The organism is Paenibacillus sp. Negev47 (assembly GCF_058313655.1).
In genome coordinates this window covers 3,869,069-3,887,967 of sequence record NZ_CM177754.1, presented here as the reverse complement: position 1 = coordinate 3,887,967, position 18,899 = coordinate 3,869,069, and the positions used below count along the sequence as shown (strand labels likewise).

Genomic DNA, 18,899 nt, shown 5'->3' with positions numbered 1-18,899 from the left:
CTCATTTGATAAAAACAATAAAAACGGTGCAGAACGATTTATTCGTTTTGCACCGTTTTTGTATTTTTATTATAGGAATAAACCTGGCATATGTTATAAATTAGTTTGTCGAATTATCCCGAAAATTCAGAGATCGTGATACAATTAGCAAGGCTGAATCTTTTTATCATTTTGTGGTGTGTCATACACAATTCGAACACCCAGAGAGCCATAGCTCTCTTCTTTGTAATGACATTGAGAACAAGTTTTCGTCGAGCATAACGCATCGTTGTGAACTTGTAATTTTTCGTTGCATAGTGGACATTTATTTTCAAAAAGAGTCTTCAACACGTTAAACATGCTTAATCACTCATTTCGGATTAATTTACTTGGTTTTTATTATAACGGATAATATTCGCTGTGTATACCACTTTTAAGCTGAATTGAAATGAGATCTATATAGCAAGAAAGGAAGGGCATAACCGATGGATCTTCTGCTTTTTGTCATCATGTTTATACTGGGTCTGATCGGTTCGTTCTTCTCCGGTTTGTTGGGTATCGGTGGTGCCATTATCAATTATCCGCTACTGTTATATGTTCCATCCCTCATGGGATTGGAGCCGTTCTCAGCACATCAGGTATCATCGATCAGTATGTTTCAAGTGTTCTTCGCTTCACTTGCCGGTGTGATTGCATTCCGTAGAAAAGTAAAAACGGGTAGAAGTGGTGGGGCTATCGTTCACCGCGGATTGGTGTTATACATGGGCTCCAGCATTCTTGCTGGCAGTCTGATTGGGGGCTTCATATCCGGTTATTTGGACGGAAGGGTTATTAATCTGATCTATGGCATTCTGGCTATCATCGCGATTGTTCTCATGCTGATTCCCGGGAAGGGAAAGCTTGAGACATCAGATCCGCTGGTGTATAACCGATGGATTGCGGCAGGTACTGCTTTTACAGTAGGCATTGTCTCTGGAATTGTTGGTGCGGGCGGTGCCTTCATTCTCATTCCCATCATGCTGACGATTCTCAACATTCCAGTACGGACGACGATTGCTTCATCACTGGCAATTGTATTTATCTCCGCAATTGGCGGCGTTATAGGGAAAATTACGGGTGGAGACATTCCGCTGGAACCCATCATTTATACGGTAATCGGAAGTCTGTTGGGGGCATCCCTTGGTTCACGGGTTAGTTCGATGATCAATGTGAGGGTACTTCGGTATGCATTAATTGTACTTATTGCCATTACAGCGGTCAAAGTCTGGTCCTCCATTTTGTAAAATCACGTACGCTGGCATGAACAATAACGATTTCGTAACCAAACGGTTCGATCGCCGTATAAAGGTTATGAACATGAGCTGACGCGTTGGATACACCACCCGAATGAGTTCAGTTTTCGTCCATGGAGCACCTCACACTCCTTTCATGGATACATGTTTAACATTAATAGAAGTTGAGGTATCCACCCTATGAATAACGTACTTATAGATCAGGCTGATGCAGGATATCGGCTAGCTGAGCAGAAAGCATCTCAGTATTTTACTTCTCTTCAACAGCAACTTATGAATAATTCGTACACGACTGCACTCACTCAAGATATTCATGTATGGCAAAAAAAACATATTCATCGTTTTTCCTGGCTTTCTCTTTTATCACCAAGCAAAAGAAAACCGGATCCCCGGGATGTTCATAGATATATCAATTGGCTGAATGCGACAGGAAAGCTGGATGATTACCTGGATCGGAGTATCTCATATATTTATATGCGGGATCTGGGGCAAGCCCTTGATTCTGCAGATACGCAGGCCCGAATTCAACACGTTGTCCGGAATACCAAAAAATACTTTATGCGCTCAGCTGCCGAACGCAAAGGACAGCCTGATTATATCAGTCTGGCTGCGTTGTACCGGTGGGGACAGAAGGAGCACATTGAAGCGGCTGTCATCTGGGTGATGAACAAATTAAAGAATGTAGCATCCAACATCCCGAAAGAGCTGGATGCAGAGCAGGCTCAGCGGAAGCTCATCAAGATCATTCTTGGCGTGGTCCTTCATGTGGACGATGAGATGAACGAGCAGACACCCCCTGAAGAACGGGCGCGGAGATTTGATGCGGCAATCCGACTCGGTTATTCCTACGGTTTGACGTATCCATTTGTAGATGACCTTCTGGATTCTCAGGCCCTGACTGTTCAGGAAAAAGAACAATATTCCCTGATGATACGTGATGCACTTCTTACCGGAGTCGTACCCGATTTGGGAGAGTGGAAAGGCAGTAATCTGGAAGTGATTAGATATGTTCATTCCGAGCTTCGGGAAGCATTTGAGTATATTAAGAACTACCAGCGTTCGGAGACTCAGCGCACGTTCCTCGAGCAATCCTATGTGTTCTTTCAGTCTCAGGAGATCGATCGTAACAAGAAATTATCCAATGCGAATTATACGAATGAAGAACTGTACATTCCGATTATTATCAAATCATCTTCCTCCCGATTAATCGTTCGATCTGTTCTCAGTGCTCAAGAGGATGAAGGATTTGATCTGCGGACGTTCTATTACGGAATATACAATCAGCTTGCAGATGATTTTGCCGATATGTTTGACGATATGGAAGAAGGGGCAGTGACCCCGTATACGTACTATTTGAAGTATCGAGACCTGCGTCCCGACTTGATTAATCCCTATGAATTGTACTGGGCAGTCATCTCACATCTGATCCATGATGTATATAACTCGGACGCCAAGACCCGCGAGGTCATACTCGATCGTGCCATTAACGGTCTGAAGCGTTGTAAAGAGCGCCTGGGTCAGGCGAAATATGATGAAGTGATGATGATTTTTGCTTCCGGACAGCCCGAATTCAATCGATTGGTTCAACAGATGGTACGCAAAGCAGATGATGTCGATTTCCTCGATAAATTGTTACGGGATCAGGTCGTGCTTCAATTAAAGAATGACAAGCAGGAAAAAGAGGAGTTCCGCCAGACCGTTCGAACGGTTCGCGAACAGATTAATGTGGAGTTACAGATAAACAAGCCCGGTGGACTTCCCGAAATGAAAGAAACGCTGATCGATGCGGCCAATTACAGCTTGCAGGGAGATGGAAAAAGGCTTCGCCCCATATTGACGTGGGTTATGGGTGTGCGCGAGTACGGCTTACCTGAATCCTCCATCGTTCCGCTGCTTAGGTCGCTGGAGTACATGCATACGGCTTCCCTGATCTTCGATGATCTGCCCACCCAGGATAATGCTTCGACAAGGCGTGGTCGCTCCACGCTGCATCAGGTACACAATAGCGCCACAGCAGAGCTTACGGGTCTATTTCTCATTCAGAAGGCGATTGGTGAGCAGTCATCATTGGATCACTTCGATGCGGCGACTGTGCTCACACTGATTCAATATTCAGCTGAAAAAGCAGAGGATATGTGCATGGGGCAGGCGATGGATCTGAACTCCAAAGGCAAGGCTTTGACGCTGGAACAGCTAAACATGATCTGTTTTTACAAAACAGGCATTGCCTTTGAGGCTGCCCTCGTCATGCCAGCCATTCTGGCTCAAGTAAAGGAACCGGAGATTGCAACCCTGAAGAAGTTCGCGTATCATGCGGGAATCGCCTTTCAGATCAAGGACGATTTGCTGGATTACGAGGGTGATCACCTTATCCTTGGTAAACCGGCAGGTCAGGATGAGCGGAACAATAATTCAACCTTTGTGTCCATTCTTGGTGATGAAGGTGCAAAGAAAGAGATGTGGGAGCATTATTGTCTTGCAACAGATGCATTGAACGAGATGCCAAAACCTATTCCGTTCTTGAGACACCTACTGGATTATCTCGTTGGGCGGGAGCGCTGACATATTTTTCTCGCGATTCCGCGCTGCATATGACTTATAATGATATATAATGACAAAGGTCGGGATTCCATATTGATGGATTTCAGGCCTTGTTTGGTTTCATAGACACAAATCTTTTGAAAAGAACCGTTTCAATGGCTAAAATACTGGTTATTAAGCAGGTATTGTTGTTTCAAAACCGACTTGTCCTTGTAGAATAACCATATTTAGCAAAATATAAATTTCGACAATCTATAACTTGAGTTTATATGCCAAAAGGAGAGTTTACAATGCAGGTTCAAAAGGTCGACCATCATGAATTGTTCGAGCAGATCTATAACCAAGCACCTATTGGAATTGCACTCGTTGCTCCGACAGGACAATGGATGAAAGTGAACCCTGCTTTTTGCTGTATGCTGGGTTTTACTAGTGAGGAGTTAATGGATCTCAGTTACCAGGATATTACGCATCCGGATGATTCACCTCAAGATGTACTCTATAACTGCGAGCTATTCGAAGGTAATTCTAAAGAGTATAAATATGAAAAGCGTTATATCAATAAAAGTGGTGACATCTTATGGACTTCATTGCATGTTTCATTAGTTCGTAGCGGAATTACGGATGAACCTCTTTACTTCATATGCCATATTGTGGATATTACTGACCGCAAAATGTCCGAACAAAAGCTTCTGCATAGTGAAGAGATGTTCAAACTTATTACAGATCATGCTCAGGAGATCATCTATATTGCTGATCAGGAGGGCGTTTGTCGATTCTGCTCACCCTCAGTCCAACGTTTACTGGGTCATTCGCCAGAAGAATTGATTGGTCAAAATAATGATGCGTATTTTCACCCACAAGATCTGGAGCGGATCTTACAGATGGACTTGACTAAAGGGAATCTGTTGAATATTAGGGCCCGCCATAAAGATGGGCATTATCTGTGGTTTGAGACCACATACAAGGTCTTTGGTGATGCTGAGCATGGACAGCAGATTCTTTCGATTGGACGAGATGTATCCGAACGAAAAAAACATAAGGACATCAGTGCAGAGGCTGAACGCATCGCCTTAATTGGCAGTTGGGAGTGGGATATGGTCAAAGATCAGATCGCACTTTCAGATCAGATTTTTGAGATTTTTGAACTTGAACGCACCCGCAAATCATATTGTGCAAATGATGTTTTTAAAGTTATGAATGCTGCGGACATAGCCTCTTTGCAAGAACAAATGGAATGGGTAAAACAAGGAAAACCGCTTGATTTTGAATACAAGCACAGTAGCTCTGATGGAAGTGAGAAGTATCTTCACTTACGCGGGCTGATCACGCTCGATGAATATCAGCAGCCAGTTCAGCTGAACGGAACATTACAGGACATCACTGAGCGCAAACGCATTGAATTCAAATTGCAAGAATCTGTTGAGCGATACACCTCACTTAAGAAATATAATCATGATGCCATTATTTCGTTTAACATGGATGGTAATATTATGAATGCCAATCCAGTAGCGGTGAAACTGACGGGCTGCCCCGTGGTCGAAATGATGGGCACAAGCATAAGCAGATTCATCGGGGCCAGTAATCTGGGTCTGATCCTGCGGAGTAATTATGAGATGGCTGAAAAGGAAATCAATGCTGTTCGTCATACAGATGGAACAGAGACAGAAGTCTTGGCTACGCTTGCTCCGATCATTATTAATAACTCCAATGTCGGGTTCTACTTGATTGCGAAGGATATTACGGAGCAGAAAAAACTGCTCGTCGCCAAAGAGACAGCCGAGAGAATGAATAAGGCCAAAAGTGAGTTTCTTGCGATGATGAGCCATGAAATTCGTACACCGATGAACGGTGTAATTGGGATGACGGATTTGCTTCTGGATACCCCTGGTCTTAGCGGGGAACAGAAGGAATATATCGAAATCATCCAGAAGAGCGGAGATTCCTTACTGGCCATCATTAATGATATTCTTGATTTTTCCAAAATTGAATCAGGCAAAACCGATCTGGTAGATGATCCTTTTGATCTCGCAGAAATCGTGACAGAGACCGTGCAAATCGTAAAACCACTGGCTCGCGAAAAGAAGTTGGATGTTCGTATGTGCGTAGATGACGCCATCCCGACTCCGGTGTATGGTGATGCTTACCGTCTTAAACAGGTACTTACCAATATCATTGGCAACGCGGTTAAATTCACTTCAGAGGGCGGTGTTGAAATTGACGTTGGGATCAAGGAGCAGTGTGGCAATACCGTACAGCTTTATTTTAAGGTGAAGGATTCGGGTATTGGGATCCCGGTTGAGAGAAAACAACAATTATTTGAACCTTTCTACCAACTGGAGAATTTCATGACCCGCAAACCTCAGGGCACGGGTCTAGGCCTTGCCATTAGCAAAAAATTGGTGGAGCTCATGCAGGGAGATATCTGGATCGAGGAATCGGATGAACCGGGTACAATATTTGTATTTACTGCTCGTTTTAAATTAACCAACGGTGAAGAGGGCAACAGGTTAGACCAACAACAGAAAAAGAACAGAACATCCGCTTTGCGGATTTTAATTGCAGAAGACAATGAAGTGAACCAGCTCGTCCTTAGCAGGATAATCGAGAAAAAAGGACATGTTGTGGATCATGTCGTGGACGGTGTTGAAGCGGTCGAGGCGGTCAAACACAATGCATACGATATTGTCTTCATGGATGTGCATATGCCAAGGCTGGATGGATTCGAAGCGACAAAAATGATTAAAGAATTGAAGTCCTCTGAGGATTGTCCATATATTATTGCGGTGACTGCAAATGCCTTAAGAGGAGACATGGATAAATGCCTGAAGGCAGGCATGGATGCGTATGTAAGCAAACCGATTAAGATCGAATCCATTATGCAAGCATTGGAGACCTATTACATGAAGTGTAATCTCTGAATGGACTCACACTTGATCGTCAAGAGATCCGCTAGCTTATCATTGATAAGTTAGCGGCTTTTTGTTTTTGAATTAACTCATGAAAAGGATCCCTATGGATTTTTGATCCACAGTTTGGAGATGTCCATATATCCGAATTCCGCTGTCTGCATGCCGAAGATGCTCTGATCCAGCTCAGCTTGCTTGTTCATGTGACAGCCATGCAAGATCCAACAGTGATCACGCAGTAAAGCTTCCGCTTCATCCAAGAGTTCTGTGCGGTCTGCCCGATGGAGCTGGGCGAAATGATCCAGTTTGTCATCCAACAGGGATTGGAAAGCAGGAGACATGCACATATGAAAATGATTGGACAGGTTTTTGAAAAAATGAATCATGCCGTACTGCCAGTCTTCCTCCAGGATCTCTTCAGCCAGGATCAATTGCGCGTTGGTAGTTTCCTCTGAGTTGAAATAATCCACAACGGCCTGCATGCTAATGTTCAGACCGATGGACTGCGCACGATACTGGAACCACTCCGCAACGTCTGCATCCTTATTATGCTTATACGATAATGTTATCGTTTCACCTTGGTATCCACAGCGGTAGAGTAATTCACGAGCATGCTCAAGAGAGGCAACTGTCCAGTCTTGGGCTGCACTTTTCCAGGGCAGGAAGCTGCTGGCTGGTGTGATCCGATTCCCACCGAGATCCTGGACAAGCGCAACCGAATCATAGACGATACGCAGGGCTTGTCGAAATAGGAAATGATGATGGATGCCTTCCTTGTGAAAATTGAACATCATATACTGACAACCCAGCGCAGGATAATTGATGCTATTGGTGTGATCACAACCGGTTGCCAGACTCAATCGATCTGTGCCCGGTAGCTCATAGTAGCGATCATTCGGACTCAGGTCTGGCACAAACCAGAAGTGGACTTGATCCAGATGCGGCCGGATGCCGTAGTATGCATCAAAAGCGGCAAGCTCCAGTACATCTTCATTCTGCTCTGTAATCTGAAAAGGACCAGTCCCCATCAAGGTATTGGCTACATTGTAATCGTAGGCCAAGATCGTCATCCGAATACAACTGAACAAATGCAAGAAAAACCGATTAGGACGACGAAGAACAAACTTGATGCAGTAATCACCAGCAACTTCCGCACGTTCGATATCCCGATACAACCAGATAGAGGGACTATTCACCTCAAACAATCGTTGCAACGTCGCCTGTACATCCCGGGACGTCATAACACGGCCATTGTGGAAACGTACACCTTTTCGGAGATAGAAGGTCCATAATCGATGGTCCTCACTGCACTCCCACATGTGAGCCAGAGCTGGCAGGAATGATTCCGTCTTGGCATCATAAGTGATCAACGTATTACAGACTTGACTCAGCAAATAGGTTTCAAATGCAGTATAGACAAAGGCGGGGTCCAGGTCGCCCAACTGGCGTGACCTCATGATGCGCAGGATATCCTGACCTGAAGCAGTTTCATTGTGACCGTGAAATCCCATCTGTTGATGGAGGGAGACCATAAGTTGTTCTCGCAGTGCATCATCCATCTGTACGTTTCCGATGAGTTCAATCGCGTCTTTCATTTTGCCTTTACCCAGAAGTTCCGTAAAACTCGCTTCCAGCGCCTCATTCATGCTACGCAGCATCGTTAGCACCGAATGATGTCCACGACCACGTCCAGGTTGCCAATGGATGAAGCCCTGTTCCTCCAATTTTCTGAGAATGAATTTTACATTACGAGGGGTGCAGCACAAGGTGGCGGACAGGCTGTCAATCGTCACCGCTACAGGTTCATGAAGTTTGAAAGAAAGTTGTTCGGCCCCGGCGAGCCTTACAAAGTGAGTATGTATGGTATCCATGGTCACGGCTCCTCTATTAAAGGTGAAAAGTGTGATCATATGTTTACACTTTTATTTCCCCCTTTTATCCTTACAATTATACATTAGTAGAGGTTGTCAAAAATAGTCCGCATTGAAGCATTTAGAATGAATAGGAGAAGTTCGAATGAAGCAATATTTAAGGCAAATTCACCCCTTGGCATGGACGATCATTGTCGGTACCATGTTTGGACGTCTTGTGACGTCCATGAGTATCCCGTTTCTATCCATCTATCTGACACGTGTACTGGAGGCGACCCCAACACAGACCGGTATTACTGTTGCGGTCAGCTCGCTGGCAGGTGTGATGGTCAGCTTTTACGGAGGTTATATCTCGGACCGGATCGGTCGCAAAATCGTGATGTTAATCTCGGTATTTAGCTGGGCAGGTGTATTTTTCATTTTCTCAGCGGCAGAGCATCTATGGGTGTTCTTTGTGGCCAATACATTAAACGGGTTATGCCGTGCTGTATTTGAACCAACCTCAAGAGCACTATTATCGGATATTACTTCTCCGCAGAACAAATTGCTGGTATTCAACCTTAGATATGCTGCGATCAATCTTGGTGTGGTATTTGGGCCAATTATCGGCTTTCAGCTGGGGTCGTCAGAATCGACATTTCCGTTTGTGATATCCGGTATGGTATACATAGCCTATGGACTTGTATTATTTCTGCAATTCAAGCTACAGCATGCCAATCTGCCCGAGCGTCACCAGGCTACCGCACCACGTTTGCGTGAAGCGCTAATGACCACCGGTCGCGACCGGGTATTTCTCCCGGTGTTGATTGGTACCACATTTTGTGTGCTGGGTTACGGACATTTCAGTTCTACGTTGGCACAGTACTTGGCGAGTAGTCCGATTTTTGAGAATGGAAGTCAGATGTTCTCCTACATGCTCTCCCTGAACGCCGTGACGGTACTGATTATTCAGTATCCACTAGTTCGAACTTTCCGAAACTTTCCACCTCTGGTGCCCCTGATTCTGGGTAATCTGCTGGTCGCAACCAGCCTGATGATGGTCGGAATTGCTGAGGGTGTACTCATGATGATGATGAGTGTCATACTATTTACCATTGGGGAAGTACTGTTGTTCACGATGATGGATATGCTCATTGACCGGATTGCGAAGCCTGAATGGAAAGGAACGTATTTCGGGACGATCGGCTTCAATAATATCGGTAGTGTCATTGCTCCTGTCATGGGCGGGCTGCTGTTAAGTCAATTTGGAGCGGAGAATGGACTCGTTGTATTTATACCGATTGCGCTGACGACTGCACTCGGAGTACCTTTTCTCCTGATAGCACATAGACGTCTTGTCGCCAGAGAGAAGCATACAGAACCTACATCATTGAGTATGTAGAGGAACGTAGAAGTGTAATGACATGAATTAAATAACAATTAAGTTAAAATTATCTTGACGGATGTTAATTCAGCGAATACAATAACAACAAATATGTGAAACGGGTGGGATGATGATTATGTTTATGCTGAACCAGATTTCGAATCGATAACTGAATACGCATGAGCATAGTGACATTAATCCAATTTTTTTTGCAATGATCGCGTTGGGACAGTCATGTTTGTGCACTCCTGTCGTGGACGCTCATCATTATTGCGAAGCAGAGGAGAATTGGGGAAATACTTCGCATTTCATCCGGTCTCTTTTGGTTACAAGCTGTAGATGAACATTAGTTCATCTATGGCTTTTTTGCATGCATTCCACCAATCCGTTCACATGGAAAGGAGCATTTGAAGCGTTATTTTATAAAAAACTAACATGTTAAAAAGGAGAATGTGCAATGGTCAACTTACGTTCTACATATCAATTATGGGCGGGGAATGCTGATTTTAATGTCATTATGTATGATTCATCCTAGTAGTCGAAAATTTGGTTTCGTTAAGATCATCAACAGAGAAGGCAAAGAACAATTAAATAAACCGATGAAGAGGTGGGACCTGTGCCCAAAACAGAAAAACGCTCCATGTCATGGCTGCTGCGCTATTTGAAACCCGTTAAAGGACGACTCACCGTACTTTTGATCATGTTGCTGACGTCAACAGGACTTCAGCTTGTGAATCCACAGATTATCAAACGATTTATCGATACAGCGGCAAGTGGGGGAGTCCTCACCAATCTTATTCAACTCGCAGGATTATTCCTGGTGGTCGCCGTGATTAATCAACTCATCACGGTAGCGGTCAGTTACCTGGGGAACGACGTGGCTTGGCGGGCTACGAATCAGCTGCGCGGAGATTTGCTGAAGCACTGCCTTCGTCTTGATATGCGTTTTCATAATGTGAAAACACCTGGAGAGATGATTGAACGTGTGGATGGTGACGTAACGAGCATCTCCAATTTTTTCGCGATGTTCATTGTGCAAGTGATCGGGAGTTTTGTGCTGCTGGCCGGGATTCTCGGGTTCATGTTCAGCGTCAACGTGCCCATTGCTTTGGTCATGACCGTGTTCACATTGCTATCGATCCTGTTCATGGTCTTCATCCGAAATCTGGGAGTGGAGTCTTCCAAAAACGAGCGGGCGGCCAGTGCTTCCCTGTTCGGATTGATTGAAGAACGCATTGCCGGGATTGAGGATGTGCAAGCGAATGGTCATGTGCCTTATGTGATGAATCGTTTTTACCGCACGATGCGCTCCGTATTCCGCAAGGGGAGAAAAGCCTGGCTGCTTCGGGTTATTCCCTGGAATACCACGGTAGTTTTGTTCGCTCTGGCAGTAACTGCAGTGCTTTTGCTGGGTGTGCATTACTATATGGAAGGTCTGATTAGTATCGGAACATTATTTCTGATCTACCAATATACACAGATGCTGAATGATCCAATTGAAATGCTTGGAGATCAGGTGCAAGAGTTCCAGAAAGCAAAATCCGGTATGCTCCGCTCCAGAGAGCTGTTGTCCATGCAGAGTGTAATTGAAGAGGGCAGAGAGGAGCAATTGCCTGAAGGGCCACTTGGCCTGGAGTTCAGTCAGGTTCACTTCAGTTATAACCAGGATAAACCTGTATTACAGGACATTAATTTTGCAATTAAGCCTGGTGAACGTCTGGGTATTATTGGTCGCACAGGTAGCGGCAAATCAAGTCTAAGTCGTGTTCTTCTCCGCCTGTATAATCTGGATCACGGTACGATACGTGTGGGTGGAAAAGATATCACGAAGCTTTCTTTACCAGCGCTCTATCGCCGGGTTGGTATGGTGACACAGGATGTGCAGCTGTTCGATGGCACGTTGCGTGACAATCTGACCCTATTCAATGGGGATGTCTCGGATTATATGATCAAAGAGACTACCGACCGACTTGGACTCAGTCAATGGATTGATTCGCAACCTGCAGGGCTCGATACGTATCTGACAGCAGGTGGAGCTTCATTATCGGCAGGGGAAGCACAGTTATTTGCCTTAACTCGCGTATTCCTGACCGAACCCAGTCTGGTTATTCTGGATGAGCCTTCATCACGTCTGGATGCTGCTACAGAAGCCATGCTTCAATCTGCGATTGACCAGTTAATGAAACAATCCACCGGAGTCATCATTGCACACCGACTGGCTACACTGGAAAAAGTAGACCGGATTATGGTGCTTGGAGATGGCAAGGTGCTGGAATTTGGAGCAAGAGAAGAACTTGCCAGTAACCCGGCATCCCATTATGCCAGACTGCTGATTACAGGCCGAGAGGAGGAATTGGCATGACTGTAGCGGGATTTATAGGCCGTTTGTTTCAATTCAGGCCTTTGTTATTTGTGATCAACGGATTGTTATGGTGTATATTTCATTCCTTGCCGTTAGCCATCGGGATCGGGATGCAGTGGTTTTTTGATCGGACGACAGCGGGTTCAAATGACTATATGTGGCTTGCTGTGCCGCTGATCTTTATTGCTCTGGTTCGAATGGCGCGGGTGGGCACATTTTTTGTAGCGTTCTATGCGTGGGTTACCTACTTGTATCATATACAAGCCATTTTAAGAACCAATATGCTTGCAGCTATCATGCGCTGGCCGGGGCGTAATCTTCCGGCTTCACCAGGTGAGGCGATGAGTCGCTTTCGAGATGATGTGGATGAAGTCGTCGAGTATGTAGAATCATGGGTGGATTTCTGGGGGCGGCTCGTATTTGCTATCGTGTCCATCATCATCATGGCGAACATTAATTGGCAAATTACCATGGTTGCCGTGCTGCCACTGGTGGTCGTAACCTTACTCAACAATCTGTCCGGGAATCGGGCTCGGAAGTATGCTCAGGTTAATCGCGAAGCGACCGGGCGGATTACCAGTTTTATTGCGGAAACATTTGGAGCCGTTCAAGCTCTGAAACTGGGTCAGGCCGAAGAGAATGTCTCTACGCGATTTAACCAGCTAAATGAAAGTCGTCGCCAAGCTGCACTTCGGGATAATCTGTTCAAGCAGTGGATGAGATCATTGAATCAGCATGTTCTAAGTATCTGTACCGGATTGATTCTACTCATGTGTGCCGCTGAGATGAAAGCAGGGAACTTTACTGTCGGTGATTTTGCCTTATTCACCAGTTATCTTGCCAATATCGGATTTAGCATTTCACTGTTTGGCTATATGGTGTTTCAGCACAAAAGGCTCAAGGTGTCCTATGATCGTATGCGTAAGCTATTCCGCCCAGGGGAAGAAGACCAGATCATGGATTCGAGAGAAATCTATCTGTATGAAGATCCGCCGGAACTGGTAAGTGAACAGAGAGATCCCAAGGAGAAATTGCAATCTCTTGAGGTTAAAAATCTAACTTATCAATATCCGAATTCCACAAATGGGATTCAAGAAATCAGTTTCCGTCTGAAACGCGGCCAATTTCTTGTCATTACGGGACGGATTGGCTCAGGTAAATCAACGCTCGTACGAACACTTCTTGGACTACTACCCAAGCAAAAAGGGGACATTCACTGGAATGGAGAAGCTGTTGATCCAGCGACGTTTCTGATGCCGCCTAGAGCAGCTTATACCCCACAAGTGCCCAGATTGTTCAGTGATACGTTGAAAGAAAATATCGTTCAGGGCAAACAGGGAAACATCGAGCAAGCTCTTGAAAAAGCCATTCGTCTGGCTGTGATGGAAAAAGATATCAAGCATCTGGATCAGGGGCTTGAGACCTCGGTTGGTCCGAGAGGGGTGATGCTGTCAGGCGGTCAGATTCAGCGCGCGGCTACAGGACGCATGCTGATGACGGAGGCGGATCTGTTTATCTTTGATGATCTGTCCAGTGCATTGGATGTGGAGACAGAACAACAAGTATGGGAAGGGCTGTTCCAAGAGCCGGATGTAACCTGTATCGCGGTGTCTCACCGTAGAGCAGCACTTTCCAAAGCAGATCATATTATCGTTATGAAAGATGGACGCATCGAAGCTGAGGGAAGCTTGGCAGAATTGCTTGCCACCAATGAAGAGATGCAGCTGCTGTGGCAAGGGGAGCAAACTCCTGTGAAAGTTGGATAGCTCTAGAAACTTAGAAAACAATGAAAAACGAAAAAAAGCCTTACAGACGACTCTTTTGAAAGAGTACGGTCTGTAAGGCTTTTTTCGGATAACGAGTGTAACGATTGAATATCTTTATCTCATCATTTGAGCAATCAAAGAATACGCAATGATGACCAGGAAGATAATAGTGATATGGTTAATGGAGAAGATAAACATCCGTTTGGACCATTTCTCGGTTTCTTTCCGATCGAAGGTAGCCACACTAAGAATAAGCCAAGCCAAGCTAACCAAAAATGCCACAATAGCGACAAATGGACTCATCGGCCAGAATAAAAAGCTGGAGATCAATAACAGTACCAGATACACATTCGTCTGAATGTATGTCCGTCTAATACCTTTAACGACAGGTAGCATGGGAACCCCAGCAGCCTTGTATTCGTCAAAACGACGAATCGCAATCCCGTAAAAGTGAGGCATTTGCCATAATAGCATCGTAACGACCAATGCCCAGATCTCAAAATGACCTAGTTCCGGTGAAATGGCTGCCCAACCGATTAGCGGAGGCACAGCACCTGAGAGACTTCCCACTTCCGTGTTGTAGATCGTTGTCCGTTTGGTCCACATCGTGTAAGGGAACACGTAAAGCAACAGTCCCAAAATACCAAATACAGCAGCGGATGGGGAAGCGATGTACAGCATGATGCCCCCGATAATGGTAATTGCAATACCGAGAATTAGACCCGACTTGGTATCTACGCGTCCCGTAACGGTAGGACGTTTCTTCGTGCGTTCCATGATCGCATCAATATCACGATCATACAGATTGTTAAACACCCCTGCAGCCCCAATAATGAGGGAAGACCCAATAAAGGAAAGGATGATCGGTACAATATTAGCTAAGATTGAAGCATCAAATACATATAAAGCCAAACTTAAACCCGCAAACATGGCGATCAGGTTGGACTTGATGATTCCGATTTTGATCGTATCGAAGAAAACTTTCGGAATCGAGCTATACTCCAGGCTGATATTGGTCTGTGAACCATTATTCAATGTTTTCAAGAACTCACTTCCTATATCTATACTTATATATTATGTTGCTATTATACCATTCAATACACTATGTGATTTAATTAACGTTTTAGTATTTAAAATAATGTCATTTGATTGTGAACAATTTAAAAACAAGGTTTTTTTTAATTGTTAAATAATTATTTCTGTGTTACAGGAGAGAATCGAAAAATGCGGCTATACATTGTATTGAAGAGAACAGATAAAGAATGTCTTGCAAAATGCTCAGGTTTTGTTTATTGTAGATATAAGATATCTTTAATAGTGTTGTTTAAATGTATTCTTGTAAATCTCCGATATTACTTTTCTTAGAGAAAGCGGAGGTTATTTTTAAAACTAAATTAGAGATATTAAATGTCTGGAAAGGGTGTATAATATGATTAATATGAATCAACTCTTGGATGTACTTATTATTGGTGGAGGACCAGCGGGGCTGAATGCAGCACTTGTACTTGGCAGAGCCCGGAAGAACGTGCTGGTCATTGACGATGAGACACCTCGAAACTGGGTTACAAGGGAGACTCATGGGTTTGTGACAAGAGATGGGGCCAGTCCACGTGAATTCCGCAAAGCAGCCAAAGAACAGATTGCAGCGTATCCCTCAGTTCAATTTGCATCCGATACGGCGACAGCGATAACAGGTAGCGATGGTGATTTTCGAATCACGACTGCACAGGGGGAAAGTTATCGTACGAAAAAGATTTTGTTTGCGGTGGGTAAGAAAGATCTGCCCTTGGATATCAACGGGTTAACAGAGGTGTACGGTAAAAGTGCTTTTGTGTGTCCATATTGTGATGGATGGGAACTAAGAGACCAGTCGCTGGTCATTATTGTTAATGGTGATAAGGCATTACATATGGCAAAAGTCATATCCGGTTGGACAGAACGCTATACGATCTGTACGAATAGAACAGATTCGTTAACCGATGAGCAGCGTGAAGAGCTGAAGCAGCATAATGTTACTGTATTTGATGCATCGGTTCAATCTATTGACTCAGAAGACGGAATGGTAAAGCAAGTGGTACTGAATGACGGTACAACGATTCCGTGTACGGGTATCTTCTTCCAACCCAAACTGTTTACCGGATCAGAACTACCGAAGGCCATCGGTTGTGAAATAACGGATTCAGGGACGGTTATCGTTGATGAATCTGGCAAAACGTCTGTTCCGGGTGTATTCAGTGCCGGTGATGCAGCATCCGAGTTGTATCAGGCAATTACGGCTGCTTCTCTGGGGGCGTTGTCTGCGGTAAGCTTGAATCATGAGTTGAATGTGGAAGCATGGAATGCACAGAACATTCACTAGTTTGGTAAGAAACAAAACGATCAGGTTCTACAGGGGATTGTTTATGCAATCTCCTGTTTATTTTCACTACAGGTTCATGTGGATTGGCGCTCTATTAATGAAGCGATGCAAAAAGAGCCCATGTCTGAAAATAGAAAATATGCTCATAGATACAGACTCTGGTATGAGAAAGATGATGGCGTTTACATTAAAATTTGAAATAAAAATGATTGACAGTCCTTATCTGAACGAGTTTAATTATATAGACCGATTGTTATAATTATTTGAAGGAAGTGGCTTTCGTTGAGTGAAAAGTCTAATGCTAGAGAGTCCATTGTCAGCACAGCAGCGAGACTGTTTTTTTCACAAGGATATCATGCGACCGGTCTGAATCAGATCATCAAGGAGAGTAGTACGCCGAAAGGGTCGTTGTATCATTATTTCCCGCAAGGCAAGGAGGAGCTCGCGCACGAGTGTATTCAAAAAGCCAATGAGCATATCCTGCAAAAGTTTGAAGAAACCTTCGCAGCTCATGACAATACAGCAGATGGTATTCAGCGATTCATACACGATATGGCTCATGAAACGGAAGCAGCTGGTTTTACCGGATTCCTTCCATTCAGCTTCTGGGCGGCCGTGGAGACATCCTGTATCAGCCATCAGCTACGCATTGCCTGTCAGGGTGTATTTGCAGGTTGGCAGGATATCATTACGAAACATCTGATTATGGATGGTATTGGTGAAGAGAAGGCGCGGGAGACATCACTTCTGGTCATTTCCTTGATGGAGGGAGCACTGATTATCAGCCTGACGAATCAGGATAAACAGCCTCTGCTGACGGCTGCTGATTATTTGTCGGTTGTGGCGAAAAATGCCAGACAGATTCAATAAGTTATACCAAGAGAAAAAGAAAGTTCGATACGTTTGAGGAGGATGGGATCGTGGAGGTTTCCATGAAGGCTGATTCTGTACAGAATCAAGAAGAAACAAAGCAATACAAGGTATTTCCGATTTTGTTCGCCATGCTGCTGAGCGGCTTTATTGGCCTGTTTGGAGAAACGGCATTAAATGTGGCATTGACGCCACTTATGACTCTACTGGAAGTAGGTCCTACAACGATTCAATGGTTAACCACAGGTTACTTGCTTGTGTTGGGAATCCTGGTACCGGTATCCGGTATGCTGTTGCAATGGTTTAGCACAAGACAGCTGTTTACAACATCCTTGATTTTCTCGATTGCAGGAACGTTTGTTGCTGCACTTGCACCTAGTTTCGAAATTCTGTTGGTGGCACGGGTATTGCAGGCGATAGGTACAGCGCTATTGTTGCCACTGATGTTTAACACCATATTGGTTATTTTCCCGATTGAAAAACGTGGCGCGGCCATGGGATTGATCGGTTTGGTTATCATGTTTGCACCAGCAAGCGGTCCGAGTATCTCCGGTCTGATTCTGGCTAATCTGAGCTGGCACTGGATCTTCTGGATTTCCTTGCCGTTCTTCCTGATCTCACTGGTATGCGGGTTGCTGTTCTTGCCGAATATTTCGAAATTGACCAAGCCCAAAATTGATGTATTCTCCATCATTCTATCTACAGTAGGCTTTGGCGGTATCGTATATGGCTTCAGTAGTGCAGGAGGACATGGAGAAACTGGCGGTGGCTGGACAAGTCCGGTTGTTATCTCCACTATCGTCATTGGCGCACTGTCCTTGTTGTTATTCAGCATCCGTCAGCTGAGAATGAAACAGCCAATGATGGATCTGCGAGTGTTCAAATATCCGATGTTTACGATTGGTCTGATCCTGATCTTCATCTGTATGATGATGATGTTGTCATCCATGTTGATCCTGCCAATGTATCTGCAACAAGGTATGGCCGTTACAGCGTTAACTGCCGGACTGGTTCTATTGCCGGGCAGTTTGCTCAACGGTTTACTGTCTCCGGTGATGGGTCGACTGTTTGATAAGTTTGGTCCGAAGTGGCTTGTGATTATTGGTCTGGCTGTCGTGACGGTTGTACTCTTCATGTACACTGGAATTACACCAACAACGACTCTGGCCAAAATTATTACACTGCATGTGTTCATGATGGTCGGAATCTCGATGATTATGATGCCTGCACAGACGAATGGTCTGAACCAATTGCCACGTGAGTACTATCCTCACGGTACTGCCATCATGAATACGTTGCAACAGGTTTCCGGAGCGATAGGTACGGCTGTTGCAGTAAGTATACTGAGCGCAGGACAATCCCGCTTTTTGAGCGGAGTGGCGAATCCGGAAAGTCCTGAGAATCAGCTGGCAGGTTTCACGTCAGGTGTACAGAATGCATTTGTATTCGCATTAGTACTGTCGATTATCGGTCTGATTACTTCACTCTTCGTGAAACGGGTCAAAGTCGGATCAACGTCAGGACAACAAGGTCCTATGCATTAATCCATTAACTAACATGAATAACCTGATATGATATAAGAGCGATGGG

11 protein-coding genes are annotated in these 18,899 nt (G+C 44.7%); 9 read left to right on the top strand and 2 right to left on the bottom strand.

Translation table 11 applies throughout. The features are described from left to right. Positions 1–464 precede the first annotated feature (464 nt). The 3 genes from AC4G47_RS17325 to AC4G47_RS17315 all read left to right on the top strand — a co-directional run bounded on the left by AC4G47_RS17325 (position 465) and on the right by AC4G47_RS17315 (position 6,730). Complete coding sequence (locus tag AC4G47_RS17325) at positions 465–1,262, top strand: sulfite exporter TauE/SafE family protein (protein WP_491101981.1); 798 nt, start codon at positions 465–467, stop codon at positions 1,260–1,262. A gap of 189 nt (positions 1,263–1,451) precedes the next feature. Continuing rightward, positions 1,452–3,833, top strand: a complete 2,382-nt coding sequence (locus AC4G47_RS17320) for a polyprenyl synthetase family protein (RefSeq protein ID WP_491101980.1) — start codon at positions 1,452–1,454, stop codon at positions 3,831–3,833. Positions 3,834–4,102: 269 nt separating this feature from the next. Next, on the top strand, positions 4,103–6,730 hold the full coding sequence (locus tag AC4G47_RS17315; RefSeq protein ID WP_491101979.1) for a PAS domain S-box protein: 2,628 nt from the start codon (positions 4,103–4,105) through the stop codon (positions 6,728–6,730). 92 nt (positions 6,731–6,822) lie between these two features. On the opposite strand, the gene AC4G47_RS17310 is transcribed toward AC4G47_RS17315, so the two are convergent. After that, a complete protein-coding gene (locus AC4G47_RS17310) occupies positions 6,823–8,589 on the bottom strand; it encodes an ABC transporter substrate-binding protein (RefSeq protein WP_491101978.1) in 1,767 nt (588 codons plus the stop codon). Between the two features lie 145 nt (positions 8,590–8,734). Here AC4G47_RS17310 and AC4G47_RS17305 point away from each other — a divergent pair, with 145 nt between their 5' ends. From AC4G47_RS17305 to AC4G47_RS17295, 3 genes are all read left to right on the top strand, one after another. Continuing rightward, positions 8,735–9,970, top strand: a complete 1,236-nt coding sequence (locus AC4G47_RS17305; RefSeq protein ID WP_491101977.1) for an MDR family MFS transporter — start codon at positions 8,735–8,737, stop codon at positions 9,968–9,970. 598 nt (positions 9,971–10,568) lie between these two features. Beyond that, positions 10,569–12,314, top strand: coding sequence for an ABC transporter ATP-binding protein (locus AC4G47_RS17300; RefSeq protein ID WP_491101976.1), 1,746 nt, complete (start codon positions 10,569–10,571; stop codon positions 12,312–12,314). After that, positions 12,311–14,080, top strand: a complete 1,770-nt coding sequence (locus AC4G47_RS17295; protein WP_491101975.1) for an ABC transporter ATP-binding protein — start codon at positions 12,311–12,313, stop codon at positions 14,078–14,080. Before AC4G47_RS17300 ends, AC4G47_RS17295 begins: the two co-directional genes overlap by 4 nt. Positions 14,081–14,194: 114 nt before the next feature. Here the strand turns inward: AC4G47_RS17295 and cyoE are convergent, their stop codons facing one another. Further along, on the bottom strand, positions 14,195–15,124 hold the full coding sequence (cyoE, locus tag AC4G47_RS17290; protein ID WP_458126706.1) for a heme o synthase: 930 nt from the start codon (positions 15,122–15,124) through the stop codon (positions 14,195–14,197). A gap of 394 nt (positions 15,125–15,518) precedes the next feature. Between cyoE and AC4G47_RS17285 the strand changes: the two genes are divergently transcribed. The 3 genes from AC4G47_RS17285 to AC4G47_RS17275 all read left to right on the top strand — a co-directional run bounded on the left by AC4G47_RS17285 (position 15,519) and on the right by AC4G47_RS17275 (position 18,853). Continuing rightward, positions 15,519–16,439, top strand: coding sequence for an NAD(P)/FAD-dependent oxidoreductase (locus tag AC4G47_RS17285; protein WP_491106731.1), 921 nt, complete (start codon positions 15,519–15,521; stop codon positions 16,437–16,439). A 282-nt stretch (positions 16,440–16,721) separates the two neighbouring features. Next, complete coding sequence (locus AC4G47_RS17280; RefSeq protein ID WP_458126707.1) at positions 16,722–17,309, top strand: TetR/AcrR family transcriptional regulator; 588 nt, start codon at positions 16,722–16,724, stop codon at positions 17,307–17,309. A 62-nt stretch (positions 17,310–17,371) separates the two neighbouring features. Continuing rightward, positions 17,372–18,853: a DHA2 family efflux MFS transporter permease subunit gene (locus AC4G47_RS17275; RefSeq protein WP_458127229.1), complete on the top strand. Its 1,482-nt coding sequence runs from the start codon at positions 17,372–17,374 to the stop codon at positions 18,851–18,853. Positions 18,854–18,899 lie beyond the last annotated feature (46 nt).